The 24,266-nt window shown below is 40.5% G+C and carries 22 protein-coding genes; 7 read left to right on the plus strand and 15 right to left on the minus strand.

The window, feature by feature from the left end:
- Positions 1-8 precede the first annotated feature (8 nt).
- The 5 genes from C2M33_RS18715 to C2M33_RS18735 all read right to left on the minus strand — a co-directional run bounded on the left by C2M33_RS18715 (position 9) and on the right by C2M33_RS18735 (position 5,843).
- Entirely contained in the window at positions 9-3,410 is a 3,402-nt protein-coding gene (locus tag C2M33_RS18715) for a chromosome segregation SMC family protein (RefSeq protein WP_105175163.1), read from the minus strand.
- A gap of 60 nt (positions 3,411-3,470) precedes the next feature.
- Positions 3,471-4,202, minus strand: coding sequence for an RNA methyltransferase (locus C2M33_RS18720; RefSeq protein ID WP_063706992.1), 732 nt, complete (start codon positions 4,200-4,202; stop codon positions 3,471-3,473).
- A 118-nt stretch (positions 4,203-4,320) separates the two neighbouring features.
- Positions 4,321-4,767, minus strand: coding sequence for a flavodoxin (locus C2M33_RS18725; RefSeq protein ID WP_105175164.1), 447 nt, complete (start codon positions 4,765-4,767; stop codon positions 4,321-4,323).
- Entirely contained in the window at positions 4,754-5,527 is a 774-nt protein-coding gene (gene truC, locus C2M33_RS18730; protein WP_063706988.1) for a tRNA pseudouridine(65) synthase TruC, read from the minus strand. The genes C2M33_RS18725 and truC overlap by 14 nt, the downstream gene beginning before the upstream one ends.
- Position 5,528: 1 nt before the next feature.
- On the minus strand, positions 5,529-5,843 hold the full coding sequence (locus C2M33_RS18735) for a YqcC family protein (protein ID WP_105175165.1): 315 nt from the start codon (positions 5,841-5,843) through the stop codon (positions 5,529-5,531).
- Between the two features lie 106 nt (positions 5,844-5,949).
- Here C2M33_RS18735 and C2M33_RS18740 point away from each other — a divergent pair, with 106 nt between their 5' ends.
- Together C2M33_RS18740 and C2M33_RS18745 are read left to right on the plus strand one after the other, a co-directional pair.
- Positions 5,950-6,978: a DUF3549 family protein gene (locus C2M33_RS18740; RefSeq protein WP_105175166.1), complete on the plus strand. Its 1,029-nt coding sequence runs from the start codon at positions 5,950-5,952 to the stop codon at positions 6,976-6,978.
- On the plus strand, positions 6,979-7,278 hold the full coding sequence (locus tag C2M33_RS18745; RefSeq protein WP_105175167.1) for a DUF3301 domain-containing protein: 300 nt from the start codon (positions 6,979-6,981) through the stop codon (positions 7,276-7,278).
- 725 nt (positions 7,279-8,003) lie between these two features.
- On the opposite strand, the gene C2M33_RS18750 is transcribed toward C2M33_RS18745, so the two are convergent.
- The gene (locus tag C2M33_RS18750) at positions 8,004-8,651 is read right to left on the minus strand and encodes a GNAT family N-acetyltransferase (protein ID WP_063706980.1); all 648 of its coding nucleotides are present in this window, start codon (positions 8,649-8,651) and stop codon (positions 8,004-8,006) included.
- Positions 8,652-8,798: 147 nt separating this feature from the next.
- Between C2M33_RS18750 and C2M33_RS18755 the strand changes: the two genes are divergently transcribed.
- From C2M33_RS18755 to C2M33_RS18765, 3 genes are all read left to right on the plus strand, one after another.
- Positions 8,799-9,029, plus strand: coding sequence for a DUF2789 domain-containing protein (locus tag C2M33_RS18755; RefSeq protein WP_036969581.1), 231 nt, complete (start codon positions 8,799-8,801; stop codon positions 9,027-9,029).
- A 157-nt stretch (positions 9,030-9,186) separates the two neighbouring features.
- Positions 9,187-9,453 carry a hypothetical protein gene (locus C2M33_RS18760; RefSeq protein ID WP_063706978.1) on the plus strand — a complete coding sequence of 89 codons (267 nt, stop codon included), beginning with the start codon at positions 9,187-9,189 and terminating at the stop codon, positions 9,451-9,453.
- The gene (locus tag C2M33_RS18765) at positions 9,453-10,226 is read left to right on the plus strand and encodes a Zn-ribbon-containing protein (protein ID WP_063706975.1); all 774 of its coding nucleotides are present in this window, start codon (positions 9,453-9,455) and stop codon (positions 10,224-10,226) included. The genes C2M33_RS18760 and C2M33_RS18765 overlap by 1 nt, the downstream gene beginning before the upstream one ends.
- A gap of 61 nt (positions 10,227-10,287) precedes the next feature.
- Here the strand turns inward: C2M33_RS18765 and syd are convergent, their stop codons facing one another.
- The gene (gene syd / locus C2M33_RS18770; RefSeq protein ID WP_063706973.1) at positions 10,288-10,827 is read right to left on the minus strand and encodes a SecY-interacting protein; all 540 of its coding nucleotides are present in this window, start codon (positions 10,825-10,827) and stop codon (positions 10,288-10,290) included.
- Positions 10,828-10,886: 59 nt separating this feature from the next.
- On the opposite strand from syd, the gene queF reads away from it, so the two are divergent.
- Positions 10,887-11,732 (plus strand): NADPH-dependent 7-cyano-7-deazaguanine reductase QueF, encoded by an 846-nt coding sequence (queF, locus tag C2M33_RS18775; protein WP_063706971.1) that lies wholly within the window; start codon positions 10,887-10,889, stop codon positions 11,730-11,732.
- A 68-nt stretch (positions 11,733-11,800) separates the two neighbouring features.
- Here queF and C2M33_RS18780 read toward each other — a convergent pair whose 3' ends face one another.
- The gene (locus C2M33_RS18780; RefSeq protein ID WP_105175168.1) at positions 11,801-12,835 is read right to left on the minus strand and encodes an isoaspartyl peptidase/L-asparaginase family protein; all 1,035 of its coding nucleotides are present in this window, start codon (positions 12,833-12,835) and stop codon (positions 11,801-11,803) included.
- Between the two features lie 125 nt (positions 12,836-12,960).
- Positions 12,961-13,665 carry a SapC family protein gene (locus C2M33_RS18785; protein WP_063706969.1) on the minus strand — a complete coding sequence of 235 codons (705 nt, stop codon included), beginning with the start codon at positions 13,663-13,665 and terminating at the stop codon, positions 12,961-12,963.
- A gap of 234 nt (positions 13,666-13,899) precedes the next feature.
- Here C2M33_RS18785 and C2M33_RS18790 point away from each other — a divergent pair, with 234 nt between their 5' ends.
- On the plus strand, positions 13,900-15,417 hold the full coding sequence (locus tag C2M33_RS18790) for a tryptophan halogenase family protein (RefSeq protein ID WP_105175169.1): 1,518 nt from the start codon (positions 13,900-13,902) through the stop codon (positions 15,415-15,417).
- Between the two features lie 10 nt (positions 15,418-15,427).
- Here the strand turns inward: C2M33_RS18790 and C2M33_RS18795 are convergent, their stop codons facing one another.
- The 6 genes from C2M33_RS18795 to zwf all read right to left on the minus strand — a co-directional run bounded on the left by C2M33_RS18795 (position 15,428) and on the right by zwf (position 24,038).
- Positions 15,428-16,855 carry a tetratricopeptide repeat-containing sulfotransferase family protein gene (locus C2M33_RS18795; RefSeq protein ID WP_138625670.1) on the minus strand — a complete coding sequence of 476 codons (1,428 nt, stop codon included), beginning with the start codon at positions 16,853-16,855 and terminating at the stop codon, positions 15,428-15,430.
- A complete protein-coding gene (locus tag C2M33_RS18800) occupies positions 16,852-18,399 on the minus strand; it encodes a tryptophan halogenase family protein (protein WP_199776378.1) in 1,548 nt (515 codons plus the stop codon). Before C2M33_RS18800 ends, C2M33_RS18795 begins: the two co-directional genes overlap by 4 nt.
- Positions 18,400-18,555: 156 nt before the next feature.
- Positions 18,556-20,892, minus strand: coding sequence for a TonB-dependent receptor (locus tag C2M33_RS18805; protein ID WP_233999271.1), 2,337 nt, complete (start codon positions 20,890-20,892; stop codon positions 18,556-18,558).
- Positions 20,801-21,193 carry a TonB-dependent receptor plug domain-containing protein gene (locus C2M33_RS21385; RefSeq protein WP_233999273.1) on the minus strand — a complete coding sequence of 131 codons (393 nt, stop codon included), beginning with the start codon at positions 21,191-21,193 and terminating at the stop codon, positions 20,801-20,803. The genes C2M33_RS18805 and C2M33_RS21385 overlap by 92 nt, the downstream gene beginning before the upstream one ends.
- A gap of 656 nt (positions 21,194-21,849) precedes the next feature.
- On the minus strand, positions 21,850-22,560 hold the full coding sequence (pgl, locus tag C2M33_RS18810) for a 6-phosphogluconolactonase (RefSeq protein ID WP_063706960.1): 711 nt from the start codon (positions 22,558-22,560) through the stop codon (positions 21,850-21,852).
- Between the two features lie 5 nt (positions 22,561-22,565).
- Entirely contained in the window at positions 22,566-24,038 is a 1,473-nt protein-coding gene (zwf, locus tag C2M33_RS18815; RefSeq protein ID WP_063706958.1) for a glucose-6-phosphate dehydrogenase, read from the minus strand.
- Positions 24,039-24,266 lie beyond the last annotated feature (228 nt).

Genomic DNA, 24,266 nt, shown 5'->3' on the forward strand with positions numbered 1-24,266 from the left:
CCTAAATTTTATGCATGTGCCATTTGCACAGCTTGTTCTATGTCTACAGCGACCATACGTGATACACCTGGTTCCGCCATAGTTACACCGGTCAATCTGCCTGCCATTTCCATAGCAATCTTGTTATGACTGATATAAATAAATTGTACTGATTGTGACATCTCTTCTACCAAACGGCAAAAACGACCCACGTTCGCATCATCCAATGGCGCATCCACTTCATCTAGCATACAGAATGGAGCTGGATTGAGCCTGAATATTGAAAACACCAATGATAATGCGGTCAGCGCTTTTTCTCCACCACTAAGCAGGTGAATTGTCGAATTTTTCTTGCCCGGTGGTCTAGCCATGATGCTCACCCCACTTTCAAGTAGGTCATCACTGGTCAATTCAAGGTAAGCACTACCGCCACCAAACACTTTTGGGAATAACTCCCCAAAGTCAGTATTTACTTGTTCAAAGGTTGCCTTAAAACGGTTTTTTGTTTCTCGGTCAATTTTTTGAATCGCCCCTTCAAGGGTATTTAATGCTTGTGTTAAGTCATCAAGCTGCTGATTTAAATAATCGCTGCGCTGTTTAGCCTGCTCAAACTCATCTATTGCCGCTAAGTTCACCGCGCCAAGTTCATTTAAAGCTTGCGTGGTTTTTGTCAGCCAAGTTTGCATGCTATTTAAATTGGCATTGTCAGGCAGTTCTTCAAGTACTGTTTTTAAATTTTGCTCCAGTTCTTCAAGTGGCTCTAACGCGGCTTGTGCTTTAACGATTAAGCTTTGCTCATCCAGTGCCAATGCTTGCAACTGCTCTTGTAGCGTAACCAACTCAGATTGCGACGATTTCAGCGCTGTTTGCTTATCAGCAAGCTCCTTTTTAGCTTGACTCAAGGCCGCTTGCAAGTTTTTCAGCTCAACGTCACTTTGTTGATGCTTTTCAAGCAATAGCATAATCTGCTCTGCTACTTCTTCAAGCGGGATCACTAGCTCTTCTAGTTGCTCGTTGAGCTCTAATACAGCTTCACTGGCAGCACTTTGGGCTGCATTAGCATGCTGTAGTTTAGTTTCGCTAAGTTGACACTCACTGCGAGCTTTTTGTTCAGCCAAATTAGCTTGATGTGCTTGCGTTTTATATTGCTCAAGCTGAGAAGCCACTTGGCGATAGTTGTTATTTGCCTCAGTTTGTTGATGTTTCGCCTGCTCTAACTCAGTTTCAAGTTCTAATTGCTGCTCTAATAATTGCTCAAGTAAACTCTGCTGCGTTTGTTGCTGTTCGTCAGCACTTTGCTTTTGTTCAGCCAGTAACGTCTGACGCTGTTGTAGCTTAACACGCTGATTTTGCCACTGCGTTTGCTGCTCTAATAGCATATCGCGTCGAGTACTGGCCGATGCAATCTGCTGAGCAGCTTGGTGAATTCGTTCTCTGTATTGCTCTTTGTCAGCGATGAGCGTTTTCTTGTGAGCTAGATGCTCATTTAGCAAATGCTGCTTGGTTTCTAATTGCTCGTTGAGCTCTTCATCTAACTGCTGTGCATCGCTTAGCTGAGCATGCTTTAAAAGCAAAGAATTGTCGGTGTCTTTATTAGCATCGGTATGAAAGTTACGACCATGTATACAGCCTTCTTCATCAATCACTGCCAGCCAATATGGATCCGCTAAAATAGCGTCATCAAAACTAGGTTGAAAAGCAAAGCGTGCTAATAAATCAGGGTAAGCACCCGATTCGATGTAATTTGCTAATGACTCTTTTGGTAACTTAGCATTATTAGTTACAGACCAAACACTGTTTGGCTCTTTATGCTGACTGACCTTTAGATGCTCAAGGCCAAGCAAAGCTTGCTCAACTAACGGCTCAAAGCCAGCAGCCACTTTTAACTGTGCTAATAAAGAGACACTCCCGTTGTCGGTTTGCTCTGATAGCAAAGAATTAAGCGCAGCTATGCTGGCTTTGTTTTCATTACTGTGTTGTTGAACCCGTTTAAAGTCTTGCTCTAAGTGCAGCTGCTCTTTATCCGCTTGTTCTAGACTCTGAGTGAGCTTATTTAGCGCACTTTGTTGCTGCGCAAGCTCTTTTGTCAATGTTTGAATATGCTGTTGCTGCTCAGCAATTTGCGCTGCAACTGGGGTCGCTTCGAGCTCAGTAATTTCAGCGGCAAGTTGTGTCTGCTGAGACTCAAGTTGTGCAAGAGTCTGGGCAAAGTGAGCCTGTTGACTCTTTGCAACATTAATATCACTACTATGAGCTTGATTTTTCTGTAAGGTGCTTTGATATTGCTCATTGGCACTTTGCGTTTGTTGCTGCTGCAGAGCGACTTGCTCTTCAACCTCTGCAACTTGCTCAGCGCACAGCAAACTTTGCTCAATCGCGTCTTGTAGCAGCTCTTGTAAAATAGCGGCTGAAGCATGTTGCTCTTCTTGCAGTTCTTTATTTTGTAACTGCAATTGTTGCTGTTTGATAAGGCTTTGGCTAAGTGTTTGCTGTTGCTGCTTTAAACTGATCTGTTGCTGTTCTTTGCGGGTTAACTCTGTATGAGTTTGATGCTGAGCTTGCTGGGCATCTTGCAGTTTCTGCTGCTCAAGTTGCACCTGATTTTCAAGGCTTGCTAAAACATCATCGTGGCCAGAATGCGCTTCTCTAAAGAACTGAATTTGCTCTTTAAGTTTATTGATTTGCTCAGCTTTATCAATTTGTTGTTGGTGTAACTTCTGCCACTTTAAAACCGCAATTTGCCCTTTTAAGGTACGTTCTGTGGCTTTTAGCTCTCGGTATTTTTTTGCATCGACTGATTGCACTGCAAGCTTATCGAGCTGTGTTTGCAACTCTTGCCTTACATCAAGCAATCGTTCAAGGTTTTCGCGGGTACTTTTAATGCGGGTTTGCGTTTCTCGACGACGCTCTTTGTATTTTGAAACTCCCGCGGCTTCTTCTAAAAACACACGCAAGTCAGCCGGTTTGCTCTCTATTAAACGCGAGATCATGCCCTGCTCAATAATCGCATAACTGCGCGGGCCAAGACCTGTGCCTAAAAAGATATCGGTAATATCACGCTTACGGCATTTACTGCCATTTAGAAAATAAATTGACTGACCATCTCGAGTCACTAAGCGCTTGATCGCCACTTGGTTCCGATCAGCAAAGGTATTCGGTAAATGGCCACTGGTGTTATCAAACACCAACTCAACAGAGGCTTGTGAAATAGGTTTTCGATTAGTTGAGCCGTTAAAAATAACATCGGTCATGGCATCGCCACGTAAGTTTTTAGCTGAGCTTTCACCTAGCACCCAACGCACTGCATCAATGACATTTGATTTGCCACAGCCGTTCGGGCCGACAACACATGTCATCTGATCAGGAAATGGGATCTTAGTGGGTTCAACAAACGATTTGAAACCCGCTAATTTTATGGTGCTTAAGCGCATCTAATTGTTTTACCGATTTTTATTGTTATTCTTCAATTTAACCCATTTTAGGGTAAAAGGTTAAGCGTGACGCTTAAAATTATCTAAAATAATACCCGTTGCCATTGCTACATTAAGCGATTCTGCTTGGCCATAAGCCGGAATAGTGATTTTATCAGTAACTAAGCTTTCGCAATCAGCACGAATACCATGGGATTCACTGCCCATGAGTAATACGGCATCTTGCTTAAGAGCAGTTTTGTGAATGTTCTCACCTTCTAAAAATGCGCCATACACAGGAAGGTTTAAACTAGGTAAGTAACTGGTTAAGTCGGTTTGTGTGACACTCACACGAGCAAATGAGCCCATGGTTGCGCTGATGGTTTTCGGGTTATAAGCATCGGCACTGTCTGTGCTGGTAACAATATGCTTAATACCATACCAGTCAGCAACACGAATAATCGTGCCCAAATTACCCGGATCCGACACACCGTCAAGGGCTAAAATAAGTCCTGATGTTGGTAATGCTTGCTGGCTTGGCATATCAACAACAGCAATGGCTGCGTTGTTACTAACAAGCGTACTGGCTTTAGTTAGGCTGTCTTCGTCTGCTTCAATGACTTGATGGGCTGCAAGCGCTGTTTGATGCGCAGAAATAAATGCAGGAGTCGCAAATATATGAGCAATACTTAACCCACTGTTTAGTAATTCAAGTACATTTTTTTCGCCTTGAACAAGGTACTGGTTATATTGCTTACGGTATTTCTTTTGACCTAATGCACGAATTAGTTTCAGTTGGTTTTTTGAAATCATAACAGCCTCATAAAATGATGGTTTAGTATATCAGATTCTGTACTCGAAAAACCAAGGGGAAAGTGCCAATTGCTTATTCAATCAGCACTTTTAAGAGACACTAGCTAATTAATAGACATTAACTAATTTTCGTCAGCCATTCGTTTAACCATGGCTCAGTAACAGGCCAAGGCTCAAAATCTTCACAGGCATCAATTTCTAAACGATGACCGACAGGTTTTGCCTGTAAATCGCGAAACAGCTCATCAAAACTGCGACCTGCACCACAAAACGTATCGCCATAGCTGCGGTCGCCCATAGCTATAATGCCGTATTGCTTGCCTGTTAACAGTGGGAATTGATCGTTTAATTGGCTATATAAAGCGATTAAGTTATCAGGAATATCACCCTGACCCGTCGTTGATGTGATCACTAAAATATGTGATGCAGCCAGCATGTCATCAACCGTGCCATTTTCAACTAATTGCGCTTGATGCTCTGACTTTTCAATAACTTCAATAACTTGCTCGCTTAAACGCTCAGCACCGCCATAGACACTGCCGACAAAAATACTAATAGTTGCCATAATAATCCTTTTCTTCTGTTGGCCAGCCAAGTTGCTGGCAAATCGTTAACATTGCATCGCCTAATGGCGCTCTAATTGTTATTGGTTGTTTGCTATAAGGGTGCACAAACTTTAATTCAGAGGCAAATAACATTAAACGACGAAGCTGGAAATGCTCTCTAAAAAATTGATTATGCTGATTATCACCATGATTTACGTCACCAATAATTGGTAATGATAAATGTTTTAAATGACGACGAATTTGATGTTTGCGGCCAGTTTTAGGAAAACACTCCACCAGCGAGTAACGAACTGTTGGGTACTTACCAATTGGAATAGGTAAGCTTGCTTGGTGCAGGCAATGAAATTGCGTTTGTGCTTCTTGCGGTGCTTTATCTTGATCAGCAAACTTATCGGCAATTTTATCAAGCTCTTCTTTTAAAGGTTTATCTAAGAAGATTGATTCATTTAAAAAGCCTCTTACTAAAGCTAAGTAACGTTTTTCAATTTGCCCATCAATAAACAACTGGTTCATGTCCCGGGCTGCTTCTGAGCTTAACGCAAACAGTAATACGCCTGAGGTTGGTCTATCTAAACGATGTACAGGAAACACGTGTTGGCCTATTTGGTCACGCAGCATTTGCATTGCAAATTGGGTTTCGTGTTTGTCTAAAAACGAACGGTGAACCAATAAACCAGATGGTTTATCAATCGCAACGTAATTTTCATCGCGGTACAGAATCGTTAACTCGTCAAATTGTGGCTTAACAATCTCTTGCATCTTAGTTATCACTCAAAAGTTGATCGAGTTTTTGTAAAACACTAATCACATCATTACCACCGCTGTGTTGTGCCAACATCATTTCAGCCATAGGCGCAATTGCAAAATTACGAGGTAAAGGCTGAGCGTGTGTAATTAAGGCATGCATTTTTTCAAGAAAAACAAATTGCAGCCATTGCTCAAAAGCCATGGTGTCATGACAAAACGGTACACTTGAGTTAAGTGCACTTGGGTCAATTGGTGTTGTTTGCCACAGTGAATGGCGTTGTAATGTGGATTCTAATTCGCGCAGCAGCGCCAAAGTCTGTTGATGCATTGTAAAACTCTTAATACCTTTGTGCTTAGTATACCCTGTTCCAAGGCGCCATGGTATGGCGTATAATTCGCGGCTGATATAGATTAATTACGGTAATTGAGATTTTATGACTGAGCAGATCGCCACTTTAGGGCAACTTCTGGATGCAGCCGGTACCACTTGGCGTGCCTTCGATATTGGCAGACACATCACGAAATTAGACAAAAAACAATTTCTTGCCATTGAAGAAACAAAAATCCCTTACCCTTACCCGCTTGCTGGTCATGCTTGGCTTGCTATTCAATTTTGGGATGTAAAAGCGTCTAAAGAACCTTATGTATGGTTTTTAAAATTTCCATTAGATGAGCAAAGCCGCCTAGTAAGCGCAAGCCGCGATCACTTTGCAAATATGGTAATTGAAGCACTTGGTACAGAAATTACCGGTGAAAATGCCGAGGGCAAACTTGATAACAACCCCTATGTATTTACGCCAAACGCCAACAAGCTAGCGGCATTTAATGCACAGGTTAAATGTTTACTTAAACAAAGCGCTTCACAGTACTACGAATATGCTCAGCTGTATTTCTCAGGCAAACTGGGGTTTGATAATTGGCAAAGTGTTGCAGTACAGGGTATTGCTGATTTTGCGATGCGCTTAGATAACGACAACAATTTAGCAAACCTACAAGCCGCTTGGGGACACTTACCTGTCGAAGTATTACAGCCGCTGAGTGCGATGCTTGAACATGTTGCAATCGAACCGGTGTTTGCAGAGCAATTGTTAGCCTATGGTTTAAAGGCGATAGAGCAAAAAGACGGCATTGCTCTTGTTGCAGCTCTTAGAAGTTTATCAAAAACAACGGCGCAAGGTTTAACTGCACAACTGGTAGATGCTGTATTACGCTCTGAGATGAACACCCAGTCAGATGTCCTATTAACAATTGCAGGGCGTTGTTTTAGCACGCTTGAAGACCCAGAACGCTTACATGTGTTTATGGATTGTTGTGCACACCACACTGAAATTGAACAACTGTTTGTGAGTATTTTCACCGATTTAGTTGCAATTCCTAGTATTCGCCCTCACCTACTAGGTTTATTAAGAAAAGAAAATCGTAGCGAAACACTCGCTCGAGCAATTGGAAGGTTATTCTCGTAAATGGCAGGCTTGTGGACACTTATCATCATTGGCAGCATCATCTACTTTTTTTGGTTAAACAGAAAAGTAGCCGAAGCAGCTAACCTTCATGCACAAAGACAAATTGAGCAATTAAATGTGCAATTGGTGAGTGTCGCTTGCAATAAACGCAGGGTTGGCATTTTAAAAAGTGGTAAGCCAGGAATTAAAAGCGAGTTTATTTTTGAGTTTTCAAGTGATGGGCAAAGCGTGTATCAAGGCGTTTTGATCATGGAAAATGAATTACTTAAAAGCGTAGTAATACCGCCGCATAAGATTTAAGTTGCGAGTTGCGAGTTGCGAGTTGCGAGTTGCGAGTTGCGAGTTGCGAGTTGCGAGTTGCGAGTTGCGAGTTGCGAGTTTTACAAAAATAATTGCCTGTTTGAGAAGTGCAACCTCCAGAAAGAACTAAGGCGTAGCTACTAGCCACGCCCCAATCTTGCTACTTCCATGATTAAGTATCCTTACTTATGCCGAAGCTGCCTTTTTATCTTTCCCCTGAACGGGTATACATCCGATACACCCACCATGCTACCTCTTGTAGCATTTAACACATCCTAGTGCCGTCCTCTTGCCGTCAATGGCTATCCACTTCGTTTTCCAAACGCTCCTTTAGCTTCCTGCTAAAATCATCCTTTGGTCAGTCCTTTTCAATCGCTCCGCGATTGTACTGCATCCTGGCAGTGTCCTCGTTCTTCCTTGCTTCCCTAGCTCTTGTCCCTTTGCTTCCTGCTAAGCATCTTGCTTTGTTGCCATAATCCTAATCCTTGGCATCAGTTCATTCATTGAACCTGCGTCTTCTTGACATGATTAAGTTTAGAGAAACGGAGAAATCTTGGTAGGCATAAAAAGTAATTTTTTCTAAGTCACAAAAATGACAAAAACAATAAATCCTTTAAAATCATTGAAATAAACAGTTTTAGGTACAAATTTAACGGCATTAAACTGATAAAACTCACAGCAATGTGAGATTTATCTCACATTGCTATTTCCAAAACGTCCTTTCGTCACTGTGCAGCTTTGAACATCAAGTCACCTTCGACTTGGTTAAAGCTCAAGGCTTTGAACACCTCAAATCCTTCAGAGCTAAAGAATTCGCGTTGTTCAGAGCGAGTAACAAAAACTGCTAATCCACTTGCTTGATTGCTTGATTCAACTAAATCATCAAGGCCTCGCAGCAGATATCGGCCTAAACCTTGCCCTTGAAAATGTGGATCAACGGCAATAAAGGCTAAAAATAAGTAATGACCTTTGGTCGACAGTGCTTCACGAATAGTGCGCTCCTTTTCTATAAGCTGATTGGTTTGCAAGTAACCTGCACTGAGCATCAGCTTTAATCGCCAATGCCAGTATCGCTCAGCTTGTAGCTCACTTGCCGAATCAAATACACACGCAATAGCTTTTAATCTACTTTGTGAGTAAAGGCCTATTAATGGCTGTTTTTCTTGCCAAAAACTTGCCAGTTCTTCACGCACTAAGGCACGTAGTTTAGTTTCATATTTACTTGGATTATCTTGTTGAAAACCTAACACGTTCTGAAGAACAGGATCATCATGATAGGCTTGATAGATAAGGCTTGCGGCAGTGCTGATGTCTTCAGCACTTAGGTATTGCACACTTAAGGTTTCGGGTTCAGCAACTGTCAAAATACTCATCCTTTTATTTGTTTTATTATTTTAGTACTAGACTATAAGGTATATACCCTACTGCGATTAAAGACAAATTCAGCGTAAGTTAAACTGCTGTTCATCATCATTAAGTTCAAGCAGTAATAATTATCGCCATACACAAGGAGCAGAACTATGGATACGACAAAACATGACATTTCGACCCTATTTGCACAACTCGGTTTGCCAAGCAAAGAAAGTGAAATAGATGCTTTTATAGCATCGCATCAACTGTCTGATACGACCCTCTTGCAGGAAGCACCTTTTTGGGATGAAGCTCAGCAACACTTTTTAGCAGAATCACTTGCTGAAGATGGAGCTTGGAGCGAAGTGATTGATGAATTAGATGCAAGGTTACGTCAGTAATGTTTCGCTTTCTTATTTACACGCTCTCAAAGCAAACTTTTAGTGTGTAAATAAGGAAAGTAATTTCACTCCACATCTATTATTGCTACCATACGCGCGCACTGCAGCCCATATACTGCGGTGCTTTTTAGTCTTTTATTAAAGAGTTTATACGAAAATGAATGCCGTTGTATTTGATGCAATTAAAACCCTTCTTGATGAAGGTAAAACCCCAACAGTTGCCCTAACCAAAAGTAAGCTAACTCAACCTATGCCGATGCCTGTGATCATCGCAGCGGTTAGCCAATATAAAAACAACCCGGATTCAATTAAAAATTTCATTAATAACCCGTCAAATGAACAAGTAAGTACAGCCAATGAAAGTCAATTGGATCGTATTGAGGCTAAATTAGATAGGTTATTAGCACTGCTTGAGAAAAAATAATGTTTGTTGTCGATCTGACTTTTGATTGCTACCAAGATACCACCCTAGAGCTTGCTGAGCAGGCGATAAACCGCCTTGTTAATGCACTTCGTTTTAACGGCCAAATCATTGGTGATGAATTTCCAACGGTTTTAAAAGATGGATTTTTCATTACCCGTGTGATGTGCCCAACCGAAGATGCGATGCATCCGCTCAACCATAGCCCGTTTGTAAAGCACAGTATTGAGCAATTACACACCGCGGGCTTACTGGCACCAAAAGTAAAAGTGATCGGCCAAGACATTCACTCAAATGGTGCAGACATGTGCCATGATCCATCGTGCTATATTTTATATACCACGTATGTGCATACCTGCAGCCCACTTTATTGTGGTGATGACTTTTTGCCTGTGCCGTTATTTCGCATTCCGGCAATTGCCAATGGCGATTACAAAACACTGATAAAATGGCAAGAAGACTGGCAAGCGTGCGATCAAATTCAGATCAATGGTGCAACCCGTTGTGAATTTCCTGCGCTTGAAGAGCTAACTAGTATCAAGAGTGACTTATATCGCCGTGGTCGCGATATCACTAAGCGTATTAGTTTTCTAACCAAGAAGCCTGTTTATTATTATTTATATCGTGTTGGCGGCGTTGATAAAGAGTCGGAGCTTAAACGTCGTTGCCCAAGTTGCGATGGCGAATGGAAATTACCTGAGCCATGGTTTGGCTTATTTGATTTTCGTTGCGAGCCTTGTGGCATTGTTTCGAATATCTCGTGGGACTTTCAATAGCTTAATAAAGGCAATAACCAGATACATGAAAGGGGCAACCGCCCCTTTTTACTTTTTAAGCTTATACCGCTACTTTGTCCAAAAACTCACTGATGCTAGTTGCTAGCACATGATGTGGTTTTTTACCCACGTACTCTAAACAAACCTCACCGCTTTCGACTAATACCGTGATCAGCAGATCATCTTGTTCTGTGAGGCCAATAAACACGGTTTCTGGCTGCTTTAACTTACGCTTCATTAATACGTGACCGGTAATATTTTGCTGTAAGCGGCTAAAATCATCTTCATTCCATGCTTGTAGCAGCTCAATGTGATGATCATCAACACTCAATAACAAATTACCCGCATAGACATGACCAAACAATGGGCTTAAATCTTCAGGAAACGATAGTTCGAGTGCCTTGGCTAAGTCTTCTAAACTGCCAGCAGGTTGTTGCGGAACTGCACGCCACTGAATAAGCCCCTGATCATCAACTTCGCCCTGCTCACAGGGACTTGGCCATGCTGAATCATGTTCAATAACAGGAAGCTTTCCTGTGCGTTCGAGGCATTTTTCACTAAATGCTTGATGTAACTTATCTAGTTTTGTAGAAACAGACATACTGCGAAACTCATTGGCTTTAGGTATAATGCCGCCATTGTAACTACAAAAGTGTAAAGATGACAGATTACAGCAACTCACCCGAACTGAAAAACAGTGTTCTTGGTAAAAGCACAGAGTATGTAGATACCTACACACCCAGTTTATTGTTTCCTATTGCCCGCAAATTAAACCGTGATGCATTAGGTGTTAGCGAAGATAACTTACCGTTTAAAGGCCAAGATATCTGGACTGGCTATGAATTATCGTGGCTAAATAGCAAGGGTAAGCCAATGGTCGCTGTGGCAACATTTGTATTTCCTTGCCAAAGCAGTCACATCATTGAGTCAAAGTCATTCAAACTGTACCTAAATAGCTTTAATCAGACACGCTTTGAAACGCGAGATGACGTTCACCAAGCACTGAGCAAAGACTTATCCGCTGCGGTAAATGCACCCGTGATCGTTACTTTATACCAAGCAGATGATTTCAATTGTTTGCCATTTACAGCGTTACCGGGCGTATGTATTGATGATCTGGATATCGAAATCACCAGCTATGATATTGATGCCAGCTCACTTCGCCATAATGGTGATGAGGTTGTCTCAGAAACCTTACACAGTCATTTGCTAAAATCGAATTGCTTGATCACTTCACAGCCTGATTGGGCGAGTGTGATTATTCGTTATAAAGGCCAAGCAATTTGCCATGAAGCCTTATTAAAATACTTAATTTCGTTTCGAACTCATAACGAATTTCATGAACAATGTGTAGAGCGTATTTACTGCGATTTAATGCAGCAATTAAACCTCGAAGAGCTTGAAGTGTATGCGCGTTATACACGCCGTGGCGGTTTAGATATCAACCCTTATCGCTCAACGAATCAAGATGAAACCCCCTTCAAGGTAAAAATTAATCGCCAATAACTTTATGGCAATAAAAAACCGAGTTGTGAAACTCGGTTTTTTATTGTCTGAAGATTCGTTACAGGTAATTATTCGTCTTTAAAAATACCCACATACGTTGGTGATGTATTTGATTTACTCGCACGATACATACCTGCGGTGTTAAACGGTAAACTAATGTTACCTTTAGCATCAATGATGATCACACCACCTGTGCCCCCGACAGGCATTAATACATCGTGGATCACTTCGTTACCCGCTTCGACAATGGTTTTACCTTGGTATTTTACACGAGCACAAATATCAGCTGCCACATTGTAGCGAATAAAATACTCACCATGACCTGTCGCAGATACTGCACACGATTCGTTTTCAGCAAAGGTACCCGCACCAATCACGGGTGAATCCCCCACGCGACCAAAGCGTTTTGCTGTCATACCACCTGTTGAAGTACCAGCAGCGATATTGCCGTTTTTATCAAGTGCAACCGCTCCAACAGTGCCCATTTTATAATTAACTGGTAAGGCTTTGTGTGCAGCTTGGTAGTCTTTACTGGTGACTTTTTGTTTATCGAGCTTTTCTTTTGCTTTTAATAATGCTTTGTAGCGATTTTCAGTATCGAATAGATTGTTTTCAACCAGTGGCATACCTTGAGTTTTTGCAAACTCTTCTGCACCTTGACCACTAAGCATGACATGCACTGATTTTTCCATCACTAAGCGTGCCAGGTTAATTGGGTTTTCAATGTGTTTAACCCCAGCAACAGCACCGGCTTGGCGTGTACGACCATCCATAATTGATGCATCAAGCTCATGTGCACCGTCATAAGTATATACAGCACCGCGACCTGCGTTGAAATACGGCGAGTTCTCAAGCACATTAATTGCCGCAGTGATGGCATCTAGGCTCTCACCGCCCTTTTCTAGCACCGCATAGCCTGTTTCAACGGCTTCTTTTAATTTAGCGCGATAGGCTTTTTCTTGTTCTGGCGTGAAGCGGCTCTTTTCAATCGTCCCTGCACCGCCATGAATAGCGATAGCGAAAGGTTGATCACTACTGTGGCTTAAAGTACTAAATGATAATGCGCTAAGCGCAATAGCTGAGGTGAGAAATGTTTTTAACATAGGGGCACTTTTATTTATTTAAGTTTGTAAGCCCAATGTGAATAATTCGGCGCTGGTTTTCAAGCTTTAACCGATGAAAGAAACAAAAAAAGCGCCTAATGGCGCTTTTTTTCAGCAGTTTAAAATTAAGCTTTAGCTGCTTTTAAACGTGCTAAACGTGCAACTTGATGAGTAGACGTTAAGAAAGAGTAGATTGGTGCTAGGTAGCCACGCTTACGAAGGTCTAAGAACTCTTCATCGCTTAGTGAGTTAAGTTTTTTCTCGTCAACAAGGTAGATACCGTTGATGTCTTTTTTCTCACCTTTGATTTCTACCGTTAGCGTTTGAGCTACTAGTAGTTCTTTGTCTGCAAGGTACTTAGTGAATGCTTCAGTTACCTGAGAGAACTCGATGAAAGAAACAAGTGCTTCTTTACGACGCTTAAGGTATTCAGTTTCTTCACCGTTTTCGAAAAGTGCATTACCTGTCTCTTCACTTACAAGCGGGCTTGCTTCGTCGATTACGATACCAAATTGGTCAGCTTCAGGGTGCTTAACAAGACCAAGTGGGTAACGAGTCATAGACATAGGTGCAAATGCAGCTGTCCATTTGTCATCTTGAATGAAAAGGTTTTCGCCTGGCTCTAGACCAAATAAAGCAACTGCTTGGAATTGACCTGATTCGTTGTTTTTAACAAATGCCATTGGGAATTCATTTGCGATGCGTGCAAATTCGTGTGCAACCACAGGTACTAAGTGCTGAGATTTCATGAACTCGATGTTGATGCCATTTTGAATTTTAGTGTTGGCATGTTTTTCGTTATGTAAAGGCTGTACTTGTTGCTCCGCCATGATACTGCTCCATTAATTTTATAATATGTTTTTGCTGTTAGTGCCCAAAGCCTATAGGTTTTGGCAACAAAAAGGAAGTGAAAATTTTGTGGCAGTTTGTACATACTTACTTAACATTTATTTATCAGCAGCTTTGATCTCAATCTATTCTTCTCTAAAAAGCCGAAAAGCTTAATGACATCGCTGTCACACCTTGTATACTTGATGAAAATGAACGTTAATTAGGCAAATAGTATGAGCTCTTCACAACTAATAAAAAAAATTACAATTGTGGGTGGTGGTTCGTCTGGCTGGATGACAGCAGCGTATTTGAATCACTTTTATAACAAAACCGAAAAAAACGTCGAAATCACCTTAGTCGAAAGTAAAGATATTGGTATTCTAGGTGTCGGTGAAGCGACCGTACACAGCATCCGATTTTTCTTTGCCGCGATGGGTCTCGATGAGCAAGAGCTACTAAGAGAAACACAGGCAACTTATAAAACAGGTATCATGTTCAAAAATTGGATGAAGCCTGTTAATGGTAAAATGCATGAATACTTTCACCCATTTGAGCAAATAAAAATAGGCGATAACTTTGATATTTCTACCTCATGGGTTTTATCACAGCAAAACTCTGGTATGCGTTACGATGAAGGGACCTGTATTTCATCAGCTTTAATTAAAGCCGGCCATGGACCAAAAGCGATCAATTCCCCTCCTTACCAAGGTGTAGCTCCTTATGGGTATCATATAGACGCTAATCAACTAGCACGCTTTTTACGAAAAAAAGCAACGGCAGCAGGTGTAAATCATGTGGAAGCAACTGTCAGTAAGGTCAATTGTGACGGTGAGAGAATTATCAGCGTTGCGACCGACGCAGGAACGTTTCAGGCTGATTACTTTATAGATTGTACTGGATTCAAAGGCTTGCTGATAAATGCTGTTAGTGATGATAACTGGATTAGCTATGAGGATGCTCTTCCATGCAATAAAGCTGTTGCTGTTCAACGCCATTATCCAGAAGGAATAGAACCTAAACCATACACAGAAGCTACAGCATTATCGAATGGATGGGTATGGCAAATTGATCTAGTAAATCGCCAAGGTACTGGCTATGTTTACGATGGTTCAAAGCTGAGCAAAGAACAGGCCGAGCATGAATTAAAGTCTTTTTTAGGCCCAGAATCTGAGTTTATTAAAACATTACATATTGATATGCACATTGGCCGTCGAAAACGTTTTTGGGTAGGTAACTGTATCTCAATTGGCCTGTCTGGTGGGTTTATCGAGCCCCTTGAATCAACTGGACTACATCTGATCAATTTAGGTGCTCGGTTATTATCTACTCACCTTGTCAATCGCCAAGTAAGTCAAGAAATCCAAAATTCATATTCAACATTGATGATCAATGCATACGAAGATCTAAAGCAGTTTATTGTCTTACATTATTGCATTACTAACCGAGACGACTCAGAGTTTTGGCTTCAAGCACAGCAATCTGTTGAATACTGCCCAGAACTAAAGCAAAAGCTTGCAATTTGGAAGCACAAAATATGTGAGTATGCAGATTTACAAACGGCAAGTACCTCATGTTTTAACGACGAGAACTACCGTTTCATCCTTTATGGCATGCAATATTATCCTGACTTTTCATATTCATATGATAAAAACAGAATGGATGCTTTATTTAGTAAAGTAAAAGAACGCTGCCAACAAGCGGTTAATTTTACTCAAACACATCAAGCATCATTAGCTAAATTACATAGCTAGAAAAGGAGCCTTAGTGCTCCTTTTTCAGAATATTTATCACTTCATTTAATGCAAACTCATAATGTCGCCAACGGCCAATTCCTGATTTAAAAATGGGTTGCTTTACTTGCTCATTACTGATGGTATGAACAACTCTTTCAGTGCGATGAAAATCTAAACATTTGCTTTCAAAGTCGAGCTCCAAGAAATTTAGCATTCTTCTAATTTGCGGCTCTGTCTCATCCACCAGTGATTCGTACTCAACATTTAAGATATGTGTTGGATAAAGACTCAACCAATGGTTCATTAACTTATTATATCTTAAGTAATAATTAGCTAAGTGCTTTAAATCGTAGCTAAACCGAATTCCATCACCAAATAGCTGTCTATAATTCCCCCAAATTGTATCTAAAGGGTTACGCTTACAATGAATTATTTTTGCATTTGGGAAAGCACGTAAAATGATGCCAATCGCCTTAAAATTAAGAGGCATTTTGTCTGTAAAATAACGCTTACTTTGGAATGAACTTGTTAAAGTTAAATAGCTATCTGCAATTGCTTTATAAGCATCCTTTGGTAGCTCATCAGCCCAATACGGATAAGGCTTGTTCGGCCTAACTTTATGCAAAACAGATTGGCAAGCCATAGCTAAATCACTTAATTCATCTGCCCCTACTACTTGGCTATGGCTAGCAAGAATTTGTTCAACCAGAGTTGTGCCAGTTCGAGGCATACCGACAATAAACACAGGGCAAGACTCACTATCTAGAGCATGATCTGCTTTAATAGCCGTGCTAAAAGCAGCCTCGATTTGCTCTAATTCATCTAGCTCCTGTGCTGGCAGATAATGTATAAAAGACGCTTTTTTTGCTAAAGCACCTTGATTATAAAAGCTAAATGCTCTTTCGTAGTCATTTTGTTTATCAAAATAGCTAGCCACAGAATAAGCATACAACGCTTGTTCTGCTTGGGTTGCATTTTTTTTCTCTAGTAAAGTGATTAAACGATCAACATGTGCCTTATTTAAACCATTTTTTAATAATGCTTTTTGCCAATAAGCTTGTGCATCAGAGTTTGATTTTAAGAGTTGCAGATCGAGCTGTTGATGAGCTGAGGTAAAATCCCCCTGCTCTTTATAAAGCATTGCAAGTAGTAAGTGATTATCACTTTTTTCAGCAAGTAATAGCTCGATTGCGTATTGATGTTGTTTTTGTGCTCGAAGAGCAGAAACATAAAGCTGCAAAATCGTCGGATGATTTTTTACTACAGCCAATTCATTTATTAAACGTTTGAATTGGCGTGTTTGCAAATAAAATTGCCCAAGCCAACTATATAGCTCAATGTTAGTGTTATCATGTTCAACGGCTTCTCGTAAATGTAGCTCAAGCTCTTGCAACTTCCCCTGCCTAAATAAGAGTTTAGCTTGATCTATAACTTCTTTAGTAACGTGTATACTCACAGGGTTTGCAGCCCATACTGTTTGATCTTAGTGATCAGTTCTCGATGATCCGGCAGCTGCTTCAAAAGCTGACTTTGATAGCCCCTTAATTGTGATAACCACTGTTGGTAAGCCTGTGGGTCATTATATTGAAAGTGACTAGCCAGAATATCGGTTTCAAACTCCATTCCATAAAGTACATATAAGTAGTTATCCAGATTAAAAATCGACAATTTATTATGGAAGTCATAATCTGTAGGAATTTGATGGCGCCAATAATCTAAGTTTTCTTGTAAAGATTCAGGAATAGAGGCTAGACCGCAATTATCAATCCAAAACTCGCTATCTCGACGTTTCGAAATACAATAATGCAATTTGACGAAGTCTATAACACGATCCCAGGTTTGTTGTATCCGGCTATTAAATCGCTTTTCAACGTAAGGCATCATCTCAATTGTTGTCGGAAATAACTCTGCAAGCATTCTTGCAGTAGCATCAAATACAAGTAATCCTGTTGCTTCAAGAGGCTCAACAAAGCCCTGAGATAAACCAATTGCCACACAGTTTTTATGCCAGAACTTTTCCCTGTAACCGATTTTCATTTTAATTAGACGTGGCTCACAATGGTCAAACTCTGACCCTAGATAGGTTCTAAGCTGTTGTTCTGCTTGCTGATGAGAAATATGATTAGACGAATAAACATGCCCTACACCACGACGCTCTGATAATCCAATATCCCAAATCCAACCAGCAGTCTGTGCTGTTGCTATTGTATGACTTGCAATTGGGTGTTGCTCGTTAAGGTAAGGAACCTGAATAGCAAGTGCATGATCAGCAAATAAAACATCGCTTTTGTCGACAAAGTCCACACCCAATTTTTCGCCTATTAATAAAGCATTAAATCCAGTGCAATCAATAAATACATCAGCTTCTATAACACCATGCTGCTCTGTAAGCACAGAGGAAATTTCACCTTGTTCAGAGAGTTGAATATCAATCACTTCATCTTTGATATGCGTGACCCCAAATTTATTGACGGCATTTTCCGTCAGCATCATTGAGAACTTGGCCGCATCTAGATGATAAGCATATGCCGTATGCCCTTGATATTGTTTATCAGTTATTCTCTTTGGTGCCAGATTAGCGTCACAAATTGCGCCTTGCACAGCAACCGAATCAGCGAATTTAGTGGCTTGTTCTTGCATAAGCCAATAAGGTGTCGAGTTAAATTCGTTTATCAATGGGTAGTCAAATAAGTGATGATAATAGTGCTGACCTGCTTGTGCAGGATCGTGTGTCCAATTTACAAATTTGATACTTTGCTTAAATGTGGCATCACAACGACGAATAAACTCGCCTTCATCAATACCAAAATATCGCAAACTTTCGCGCATAGCCGGCACAGTGCCTTCGCCAACCCCTATAGTTGGAATATTTGGTGATTCAATTAGGCTAATTGCTATGCCATTTGGCTTAGCTAATTTCTTTGCTAAATGGTTAGCGGTTATCCAGCCTGCGGTACCACCACCCACGATTACTATTTTTTTTATGATTTTTTTTTGCACGTCAATACTCACCCTACCAGTAAATTACCATTACTAGATCGTTTACTTATTTAATATCACACCTTTGGGATGAGATTAAATAAACTTACCGTACTAAATCTAAGGCAAATAAAAAGGGAGTTGAACTCCCTTTTTATTGAACAGGTGCAGCTATGCTTAGAAGCGCACAGATAAACCTAAGTTGTAACGAGTTGCTTGCTCATACTCGTAAAGAGGGAATCCGTCAGTAAAGCCGCTATAAGGCATTGGACGTTGGTGATTACCAAATTGCTCTGAGCTTTCGCCTAAGATGTTTACCACGTCTAGTTTCACATCAACGTTATCTGTTACATGGTATACAGCGCTAAGGTCTAAGCTACCAAAACCTTCATGTAAACGGTTTCCATATGAACCTGCTTCACGCATCATGTACTCACTACGGTAGTTGTAAGATAAACGAGCGTAGAATAGTTCATTTTCATAATAACCAGATACGTTGAACGCATGATCTGAGCTATCAGTTAATTCGACATTCCAATCATCGAATACGCCAACTTCTACACCCTCTTCATTTTTATACGTTGCGTAATCAGCTTTAGCATCAGTGTATGTATAGTTGATTAACGTACCAAAACCATTACCAAAATCTTGTTGATACTGAAGTTCTAAACCAAGGACTTCACCACCTGGACCGTTTGAGTTCTCTTCGATTTGGTAACCAAAATCTTTTTCGTCACCCGTAAGCTCAGGAACACCAAATGCTGCTGCTTCTTCAGCAGTTGCATCACGACGACCGATTACGATGAAGTTTGATACATCTTTGTAGAATACAGTTGCAGCTAACAAAGAAGATTCGTTGAAGTACCACTCAATACCTGTTTCAAACTGATTTGCTGTAAATGGCTTAAGCGCTGGATTACCCACAATAATACGTTGGTTATTTGGTAGGTCGTCACTTACACCCATTAAACTTGGATTGAAGTACATATCGTTATATTGTGGACGGGTCATTGTACGCGCCGCATTCACACGCCAAATCATGTCATCAGAGATATCGTATGCAAAGTTTACACTTGGTAAAAATTCATTGTAATCTGCATCTTCTGATGTACGTGCATTTACATCTGCACCTTTATAGTATATTGATTTAGCATCAGTTGTTACATAACGAACACCAAAGTTACCACGGTATTTTTCGCCGCTGTAATTAGCCATAATGTAAGCGCCGATATTGGTCTCTTCGATGTGGCTGTATGCACCATAATCTTCTGTTTTACCAGTGATACTTGCTTTAGCCCACTTCTTCATCGCATCAACATCAAAACGCTGAATTTGGTAACTACCTGCGCCTACATCATAAGTGCCAGTAGAAGCATTTGATACGTCATAAACATTATCAAAACCATCAACTTGTGTGAATTCGAAGCGACGGCTTGTTGCTTCATGGTCAGCCCAACGAACACCTGTTTTAACAGAAGTAATAAAGTCATTGTCTAACATAAATTCGATATCGAATTGTGCAAAGCTTTCTTCATCTGTTTTTGGTGTCGCATTGAAGTTAGTACCCGTACCCATTACAAGTGTACCTGGGTTGTACTCAGACATATCAAAGTCTGCTGGCAAGTTCCAAGATTGGCCACCACCAGTGAAATCGTATGTACCGCCAGCTAGAGATGGATTTAAACCATCATCCATTACCATTTCAAAGTCTGTACCACCGCTTGATGTTGTTTTACCTGCAACAAACTTCATCTTATAAGTGTCACCAGTGTATTCTAAGTTGATATCAACAAAATCAGACTTCATCGTCGCTTCACGAGGACGCATTTGATAGAAAGCAATATTTAGAGGACCTGCAACTTGAACACCAGGGTTATCACCGGTGCCGTTACCACCTAACCAAGTCGTTTCACTTTGGTCACCCCAAGTTGTATCAGCTTGAGTTAACCATAATGCATAGTTAGTATTGTCCGCTTCCATCTGCATGTCGATGTAGTTAACAACAATGTTTAACTGATCATTCGGTTGGTATTCAAGTGCAGTAGAGAATGCTGTACGTTTACGATCCTGTTCAAAACCAACTGGACCTGCACCCCATTGCCAGAATGCTTCGTTACCTTGACGCTGTAAGTTACGTTCTTGTGAAACTGCAGAAACTAAGAAACCGAAGTTTTCGTCTTCATTTTTCCAGCTGTAAAGACCTGAAAATTGTGGATCTGTTTCACCAGAATCATCAGAGTATTGTGCTTCGATTGAGCCATATACCGTGTGTTGATCTAAGTCTAAAGGAGTGCGAGTGTTAACGATTACCGTACCACCAATACCACCTTCAATTAAGTCAGCTTGAGAAGATTTATAAACCTCAAGACCACCTACTAGCTCAGATGGTAATAAAGTGTAGTTGAATGAACGTTTTGCTGGCTCAAGTACGAACCAACCAGTAGAAGCTACATTTTGGCCATTTAACGTTGGTTTTAGTGAAATCAGCACCAGCACCGCGGATTGAAACCGCATCTGCTTCACCAAATTGGCCTTGTACAGTAATACCAGGAATACGTTTTAGTGATTCAGCAACGTTCTTATCTGGAAATTTACCAATATCTTCTGCAGTAACAGCATCAACAACTGAATTTGCAAAACGTTTAGTGTTTAAAGACGCTTCAAGTGAACGGCGAATACCGCGAACTTCAATTACTTCAACATCTTCTTGAACTTTAGTTTCATCTGCTGCGTATGCAGCGCCAGTGAACCCAGCACTCATTACGAGGCCGATATTAACTGCTAATAAGCTTTTCTTAAAATTTTTAGCTAACACAGGATTCCCCTTGAATCATTTTGTTGGTTTTTTATATCACTTCTGCCCAGTGATGATGACAACGCTGTCATCTAGTAACAAACCATACACTCTAAATTACATTTGTGCTACATCTTTTTGGTTAATTTGTGCAAAAAATTTACAACGAAATAATCAAGTTATTGATATAACTAATATTTAATATTGAGTTTTTAAGAATTGTTACAAATAAACGGCGCAAATATAGCATGAGTGATATTGCAGATGAAAAGACCAAAAGGATGAGTTTTTGAAATTTGCTAAAAATCACATGTGTTTTTGTAAGCTTTAGTTTCCACTGAGCGTTTATTAACCATAACTAAAAGTTATATAAAACCTGTTATCTAACAATAAATTAGCTTAAAAAACTACCGTGTTTCTAAAAGCACGCTGTCATGTACAAATTATTTTTAACTTTTTCTGGGCAGAATGAGTTAAAGGGGATATTGAGAATAAAAATCAATAGCAATGACAGCGTTGTCATTTTAATTATATAGAGCCCTTTTGTACTTGTCTAACACTTTATCGGGCTATTTAAAGAAAACGAGTTTATGCAAAACTGCTCGTTAAAGGTGAGTATTTAAAAACAAAAAAGCGAGCATAATAGCTCGCTTTTGAAGTTCAGTTTAATCGGGCGATTAAGGCGCCCAATAAACTTCAATATTGATATGTGGGTGATTCAATACTGCACGTAAAGGCATGTCAGCAACTACACCGCCCTCTTTCGCTTGCTTATAAACAGCGAGTTTTTCTTCACCGCTAATTAAAAGCTTCACAACTTTAGAATCTGCAATTGCAGATAAAGTTAGTGTCATACGCTCAGTGATTTTACCTGTCACGTCACTTTCGATAGCATTAATTGCACATACTAAATCATCTGTTGCTAGGCCGTGTTCAAGACCTTCAGCATGCGGGAAAAGTGAAGCCGTATGACCATCAGGACCCATGCCTAAAATTGTCACATCAAAAGGACGCTTTAATGCTTTGTATGCAGCTTCACATTCAGCTACACCGTTTTGCGCCGTTAATGCGTCATTTTTCATTGTCACGAAATTAGCAGCTGCGCCATGGTTTTGTAATAGCGTACTTTTGATAAATGCTTCATTACTTTTTTCATGATCAGCATCAACCCAACGCTCATCAACCATAGCAACATCGATGTTTGCCCAATCAAGCTCAAGGTTTGATAAGTGCTTATAAGCAGGTGCTGGCGATGAGCCACCCGATACCATCAATACCGCGCGACCATCTTCTTTAATACCAGCAACAAGGCTTTGCTCAAGGCTTGAAGAAAGCTCAGCTGTTAATTCGTCTTTGTTTGCAAAGAATTTTTCAACAATTGTTGCCATCTTAATTACGCCTTATCGCCTGTGTTAAACCATACATGGTTGTTTTCTTCTAAAAGCTCATCTGCATCTTCAGGGCCCCATGTACCAGCACGGTATAACGATGGTGCACCTTTTTCTTGCCAACGCTCAATGATTGGGTCAATCCATTTCCATGCTTGACGCACTTCATCACGGTGAATAAACAGCGATGGGTTATTTGCTGCGGCATCTAACATTAAGCGCTTGTAAGCATCTGAATGGAAACCATTACTATACGCTTGCGATAACTCAATGTTCATAGTAACTGGCTCTAATTGCATCTCAAGGTTATCAAGGCGCTTAGACATCAGTGTTAATTGAATTGTTTCTTCTGGTTGCAGACGAATAACAAGACGGTTTGGTTCAATGTTACCTACGTTGTCGGTATAAACGTTGTGAGACACTTTTTTGTATTCAACAACGATTTCAGCACAACGCTTTTTCATACGTTTACCGGTACGAAGATAGAAAGGCACACCTGCCCAACGCCAGTTATCGATATGCGCACGAATTGCAACAAAAGTTTCTGTTTTACTTGCGCCTTCGTTTAATTCTTCTAAGTAACCTGGGACAATTTTACCGTCTAAGTTACCTGGCACGTACTGACCACGGACAATGTTTGCATCAACATCTTCCGCCACTAACGGACGTAGCGACTCAAGTACTTTTAATTTTTCAGTACGGATGCTGTTTGCGTTTAATTTGTTTGGTGATTCCATTGCCACTAAACAAAGTAATTGTAGCAAGTGGTTTTGAACCATATCTCGTAATGCACCTGCTTTATCGTAGAAACCAGCGCGGCTTTCTAAGCCTACGGTTTCTGATAAGCTAATTTGGATGTTATCGATTGATTTAGCATCCCATAGGTTTTCAAACAGTGAGTTTGAAAAACGCAGTGCCATTAAGTTTTGTACGGTTTCTTTACCTAAGTAATGGTCAATACGGAATACTTGCTCTTCTTTGAAGTATTCAGCAATTTTTGCATTGATTGCTTCAGCAGATTCACCACAGTAACCAATTGGCTTTTCAACAACAACACGTGATGTTTCTGTGATTAAACCTTTCTTAGATAGGATTTCACAGCAGCTACCGTAAACCGCAGGTGGTAATGAAAGGTAAAAAACACGAGACTTATCAGCATCGTGTTCATTAAGAATATCTCTTAGTTTATCCCAGTCATCGTCGGCTTCTGTCACATTAGATACAACGGGTACAAGGTAAGCTGAAAACGCTTTCCAATCTTTTGCGTTGTACTCACCTTTACCTAAAAAGTCTTGTAACGCTTTATGTGCTGTTTCGATGTATTCTTTACGTTTGCTTTCTTCGCGTACCGTAGGAAGGATACGAGAACCTTGAGGAAGGTTGCCCTCTTGATAAGCGCGATACATTGCAGGAAGTAATTTGCGTAACGCAAGATCACCGCCGCCCCCAAAAATTACGATATCAAATGGATTTAACATATATCACTCTCTACATTGGCAATGCCATGTTAATCGACTCATGCAGTATGGCAGTGCGTGTTGTTATCTGGTTGATTTGGCTGTGTTAGATGATCCCTTTAACAAAGCCTGTTGAATTTTTTTGTAAGTAGCTTACTCATTATTCTTATGTTGGCTGAAGTAAATGAGTCTTAGGGGCTCTGTAAATCCTCTCACAAAAATACAGGCCCTAAGAACTCCAGCGCTACC

The sequence above is a fragment of the Pseudoalteromonas sp. T1lg122 genome (assembly GCF_002964825.1).
Classification (GTDB): Bacteria; Pseudomonadota; Gammaproteobacteria; order Enterobacterales; family Alteromonadaceae; genus Pseudoalteromonas; species Pseudoalteromonas gelatinilytica.

Excerpts from the sequence above, each read along its gene's own strand:
- C2M33_RS18720 (WP_063706992.1), bottom strand. The coding sequence starts at position 4,202 with ATGATTTCAAAAAACCAACTGAAACTAATTCGTGCATTAGGTCAAAAG.
- truC (WP_063706988.1), bottom strand. The coding sequence starts at position 5,527 with ATGCAAGAGATTGTTAAGCCACAATTTGACGAGTTAACGATTCTGTAC.
- C2M33_RS18725 (WP_105175164.1), bottom strand. The coding sequence starts at position 4,767 with ATGGCAACTATTAGTATTTTTGTCGGCAGTGTCTATGGCGGTGCTGAG.
- pgl (WP_063706960.1), bottom strand. The coding sequence starts at position 22,560 with ATGGCAACAATTGTTGAAAAATTCTTTGCAAACAAAGACGAATTAACA.
- C2M33_RS18745 (WP_105175167.1), top strand. The coding sequence starts at position 6,979 with ATGGCAGGCTTGTGGACACTTATCATCATTGGCAGCATCATCTACTTT.
- C2M33_RS18760 (WP_063706978.1), top strand. The coding sequence starts at position 9,187 with ATGAATGCCGTTGTATTTGATGCAATTAAAACCCTTCTTGATGAAGGT.
- queF (WP_063706971.1), top strand. The coding sequence starts at position 10,887 with ATGACAGATTACAGCAACTCACCCGAACTGAAAAACAGTGTTCTTGGT.
- C2M33_RS18780 (WP_105175168.1), bottom strand. The coding sequence starts at position 12,835 with ATGTTAAAAACATTTCTCACCTCAGCTATTGCGCTTAGCGCATTATCA.
- C2M33_RS18715 (WP_105175163.1), bottom strand. The coding sequence starts at position 3,410 with ATGCGCTTAAGCACCATAAAATTAGCGGGTTTCAAATCGTTTGTTGAA.
- syd (WP_063706973.1), bottom strand. The coding sequence starts at position 10,827 with ATGTCTGTTTCTACAAAACTAGATAAGTTACATCAAGCATTTAGTGAA.
- zwf (WP_063706958.1), bottom strand. The coding sequence starts at position 24,038 with ATGTTAAATCCATTTGATATCGTAATTTTTGGGGGCGGCGGTGATCTT.
- C2M33_RS18755 (WP_036969581.1), top strand. The coding sequence starts at position 8,799 with ATGGATACGACAAAACATGACATTTCGACCCTATTTGCACAACTCGGT.
- C2M33_RS18785 (WP_063706969.1), bottom strand. The coding sequence starts at position 13,665 with ATGGCGGAGCAACAAGTACAGCCTTTACATAACGAAAAACATGCCAAC.
- C2M33_RS18740 (WP_105175166.1), top strand. The coding sequence starts at position 5,950 with ATGACTGAGCAGATCGCCACTTTAGGGCAACTTCTGGATGCAGCCGGT.
- C2M33_RS18790 (WP_105175169.1), top strand. The coding sequence starts at position 13,900 with ATGAGCTCTTCACAACTAATAAAAAAAATTACAATTGTGGGTGGTGGT.
- C2M33_RS18765 (WP_063706975.1), top strand. The coding sequence starts at position 9,453 with ATGTTTGTTGTCGATCTGACTTTTGATTGCTACCAAGATACCACCCTA.
- C2M33_RS18805 (WP_233999271.1), bottom strand. The coding sequence starts at position 20,892 with ATGCGGTTTCAATCCGCGGTGCTGGTGCTGATTTCACTAAAACCAACG.
- C2M33_RS18735 (WP_105175165.1), bottom strand. The coding sequence starts at position 5,843 with ATGCATCAACAGACTTTGGCGCTGCTGCGCGAATTAGAATCCACATTA.
- C2M33_RS18750 (WP_063706980.1), bottom strand. The coding sequence starts at position 8,651 with ATGAGTATTTTGACAGTTGCTGAACCCGAAACCTTAAGTGTGCAATAC.